Source organism: Anaplasma phagocytophilum, assembly GCF_023476575.1.
Taxonomy (GTDB): domain Bacteria; phylum Pseudomonadota; class Alphaproteobacteria; order Rickettsiales; family Anaplasmataceae; genus Anaplasma; species Anaplasma phagocytophilum_A.
In genome coordinates this window covers 1-3,988 of record NZ_JAHLEX010000099.1, presented here as the reverse complement: position 1 = coordinate 3,988, position 3,988 = coordinate 1, and the positions used below count along the sequence as shown (strand labels likewise).

Sequence of the window (3,988 nt, the reverse complement as noted above, 5' to 3'; positions counted from 1 at the left end):
GTGGGTGAGCCATGTGGTGGGGTTGATTGAAGTAGGTTGATGCTCCTAATTAAGACGGGTAAAGATTATATAATATTTTAGGGTGCTCCCTGTTTCAGGGCAAATCTTTAGGGAGATTGTGCAGCAATATTAAGAATTGCCTGTGAATTTTGGAGTCATAAGGAGTTAAAATCTCGCAACCACAAAGCGTTTTCTGTCACCTGTTCTCGCAGCTTTTTTCCCTTTGCATGGTACAGAGAATGAGGACGCCTTTATAGTAAGGGTAAAGACGGCAAAGGGAAGGAAGATATCTTCTACGAATTGGATACGTAGGCAGGTGAATGACCAGTACGTATCACTTGCCAAGAAAGAAGGGTATAGATCAAGATCAGCGTATAAACTTATAGAGATTAATGATAAGTTTAAGATCCTGCAACGCGGGAGGTTCGTCTTGGATTTAGGTTCTAGCCCAGGGGGATGGGCTCAAGTTGCCTCTAAGAATACTGCTATAAACGACAGTTCCGGACCAACCGTTGTGGCGGTAGACATTCAGAGTATGGAAGATATACACAATGTGTCATTTGTGCAATGTGACATTGAGAAAGATCATGACCTACTGAATGAAAAATTAAGTGGAAGAAAGTTTGACGTGGTACTCTCAGATATGGCTCCGAAGTCCTGTGGTCACAGGCAGGTTGATCATGCCAACATAATAAACTTATGTGAACTTGCAAGAGATATAGCTTTGGAATACTTAAATCCTAATGGCTGTTTTGTGACAAAGCTGCTACACGGTGAATATGAGCAAGGGTTTAAGCGTTCTATAATGGCGCATTTTGATGTAGTTTCTTACTTCAAACCCAAGTCGAGTAGGAAAGATTCCTCTGAGATCTACCTAGTAGCTCTGAAGTTTAAAGGATAATGCATACTCATAGTGAGATATTCTACAGAACTACCGTAAATCCTGTTTCTCTGTAATTCAATGCTCTAAAATATGGGTAAAAGATTACAGAAGCTCTTTTAATGTATACCTAGCAAAGGCTACTGACGTAGATTTTAAAAAATTGCCCATCGTATGTCACTATGTACACAAAAAGCGCAGCAAGTCATAGGTCTACCAACTACTCACAGCGTAGAGAAGAGTCAGCTGCTTTGAGCCACATACCTAAACAGATATAGCATTCCACCCTCAGCAAAAGAGAGCTCAATGAGATAAGGCCCAGAATACTCTCTCTTCAAGTAGAGATCAGCAGTTTCTTCAAATTTCAACAAAAAACATAATATGTTCCGAGCTTTTTGTGTAGTGCATATTACCTTCGTTCGTTAATAGTCAACTCTCGTTAGATAAAGACCGTGGGCTGGTGCTGTGATTCCTGCAGCTGCTCTATCCTTCTTTTCTAGTATTTCCAGTACATGTGCAGGTGGATATAGACCCATGCCGCATTCTACAAAGGTACCCACTGTTATTCTCACCTGCTTATGTAGAAATGACTGAGCCGATATATTAATGTTTATTTCCTCTTTCGCTGCAATGATTTCTATGCTATCTATCGTTTTGATTGAAGACTTAGATTGACAATCTTTGGCTCGAAAGCTGGCGAAATCGTGCTTTCCGACAATGTGAGACGCTGCTACACGCATGTTTTCCACATTTAACTTTTTTGGAACATGCCACATTCTCATTAAATCAATACATAGGGGAGCCTCTCTATTCGAGATTTTATATGTGTAGTAGCGCTTTTTTGCAGAAAACCTTGCATGAAACTCATCATCAACCTGTTCTAACTGCAATATTGACACCTTTTCATTGCGTAGATAGTGATTGAGCGCATTCTTTATAACGTAATCCTCACGGGTGACCTTCAGATCAAAATGCACAACCTGACCTAATGCATGCACCCCAGCATCTGTCCTTCCTGCTGCGTAAACTATCACGCTCTGTTGACAGAACTCTTTGATAGAGTGCTCTATTGATTCCTGAACTGACTTTCCTACCACTTCTTGCTGCCTCTGCCAGCCTATAAAGGAAGTGCCCTCGTATTCTACAACTGCTTTGTATCTCATCCCAACATATAGTGTAAAATTGCTTTCCTTACTGCAACCCCCATCTTTACTTGCAGTAGAATAGACGAGCTTTCATCAGCCACTTCATCTGAAATCTCTATTCCACGATTTATAGGCCCCGGATGCATTATTATCACATCATCTTTTGCTAACGATAACTTCGCCTTGTCTAGCATATAGTGCCCAGAGTACTCATTTGTAGATATAAACGAAGCTCCTGACATACGCTCCTTTTGAATCCTCAATAGCATGATGACATCTGCATCTTTGATTCCTTCCTCAAGACTATGTGTTATTCTTGTCACGTTACTTGATGGCACAGAGGCAGACCAGCACGGGGGTGTAACAACATTTATATTAGCACCATATCTAGAAAGCAGTCTCATATTAGATCTAGCAACCCTACTATGAAAAATATCACCACAAATAGTAATGTTTAACCCCTTAATGTCCTTACCCTTTAAATAGCGTATGGTAGCGTAATCAGTGAGTGCTTGAGTGGGGTGCTCGTGATTTCCATCTCCTGCATTTATAACACAACAGTCTCCCACTCTTTCTACCACTTCATCTATGAAACCGCTGAACCCCGATCGTACTACAACTAAATCAACACCCATAGCACTCAAAGTACTAAGAGTATCTGAAACACTTTCACCTTTTTTCATGGATGAAGTTGCCACATTGAGCGTTACAGAAACAGCTCCCAGGGACTTTTCTGCAATCTCGAACGCCAGCAGAGTTCTTGTGGAGTTCTCGAAAAACAAATTGGCTATAACTCTGCCCTGCAGCACGTTGTTAGCACCATTATCCTGCAAGTATCTATGAGCCAGTGCTACCATATTTTCTATGTCTATATCACTTAAGCTTTGAATTCGAAGAAGTTTGTTTAACTTTTTCATACTCTTGTACGCAACAATGTTTTACAAACTTAGCACTATTTTAAAGGTATAAAAAGGCACGTTATCTACCCATATTTTAGAGCATTGAATTACAGAGAAACAGGATTTACGGTAGTTCTGTAGAATATCTCACTATGAGTATGCATTATCCTTTAAACTTCAGAGCTACTAGGTAGATCTCAGAGGAATCTTTCCTACTCGACTTGGGTTTGAAGTAAGAAACTACATCAAAATGCGCCATTATAGAACGCTTAAACCCTTGCTCATATTCACCGTGTAGCAGCTTTGTCACAAAACAGCCATTAGGATTTAAGTATTCCAAAGCTATATCTCTTGCAAGTTCACATAAGTTTATTATGTTGGCATGATCAACCTGCCTGTGACCACAGGACTTCGGAGCCATATCTGAGAGTACCACGTCAAACTTTCTTCCACTTAATTTTTCATTCAGTAGGTCATGATCTTTCTCAATGTCACATTGCACAAATGACACATTGTGTATATCTTCCATACTCTGAATGTCTACCGCCACAACGGTTGGTCCGGAACTGTCGTTTATAGCAGTATTCTTAGAGGCAACTTGAGCCCATCCCCCTGGGCTAGAACCTAAATCCAAGACGAACCTCCCGCGTTGCAGGATCTTAAACTTATCATTAATCTCTATAAGTTTATACGCTGATCTTGATCTATACCCTTCTTTCTTGGCAAGTGATACGTACTGGTCATTCACCTGCCTACGTATCCAATTCGTAGAAGATATCTTCCTTCCCTTTGCCGTCTTTACCCTTACTATAAAGGCGTCCTCATTCTCTGTACCATGCAAAGGGAAAAAAGCTGCGAGAACAGGTGACAGAAAACGCTTTGTGGTTGCGAGATTTTAACTCCTTATGACTCCAAAATTCACAGGCAATTCTTAATATTGCTGCACAATCTCCCTAAAGATTTGCCCTGAAACAGGGAGCACCCTAAAATATTATATAATCTTTACCCGTCTTAATTAGGAGCATCAACCTACTTCAATCAACCCCACCACATGGCTCACCCAC

At 40.6% G+C, this 3,988-nt stretch carries 4 protein-coding genes; 1 reads left to right on the top strand and 3 read right to left on the bottom strand.

Going from position 1 to position 3,988, the window contains the following annotated elements:
- Positions 1-316 precede the first annotated feature (316 nt).
- Positions 317-901: an RlmE family RNA methyltransferase gene (locus KPX09_RS04600; protein ID WP_249549200.1), complete on the top strand. Its 585-nt coding sequence runs from the start codon at positions 317-319 to the stop codon at positions 899-901.
- Between the two features lie 401 nt (positions 902-1,302).
- Here KPX09_RS04600 and truA read toward each other — a convergent pair whose 3' ends face one another.
- The 3 genes from truA to KPX09_RS04585 form a co-directional block, all read right to left on the bottom strand.
- Positions 1,303-2,043: a tRNA pseudouridine(38-40) synthase TruA gene (gene truA, locus KPX09_RS04595; protein ID WP_249549199.1), complete on the bottom strand. Its 741-nt coding sequence runs from the start codon at positions 2,041-2,043 to the stop codon at positions 1,303-1,305.
- A complete protein-coding gene (locus KPX09_RS04590) occupies positions 2,040-2,942 on the bottom strand; it encodes an aspartate carbamoyltransferase catalytic subunit (protein ID WP_249549198.1) in 903 nt (300 codons plus the stop codon). Before KPX09_RS04590 ends, truA begins: the two co-directional genes overlap by 4 nt.
- Before the next feature lie 145 nt (positions 2,943-3,087).
- Positions 3,088-3,672 carry an RlmE family RNA methyltransferase gene (locus KPX09_RS04585; protein WP_249549200.1) on the bottom strand — a complete coding sequence of 195 codons (585 nt, stop codon included), beginning with the start codon at positions 3,670-3,672 and terminating at the stop codon, positions 3,088-3,090.
- Positions 3,673-3,988 lie beyond the last annotated feature (316 nt).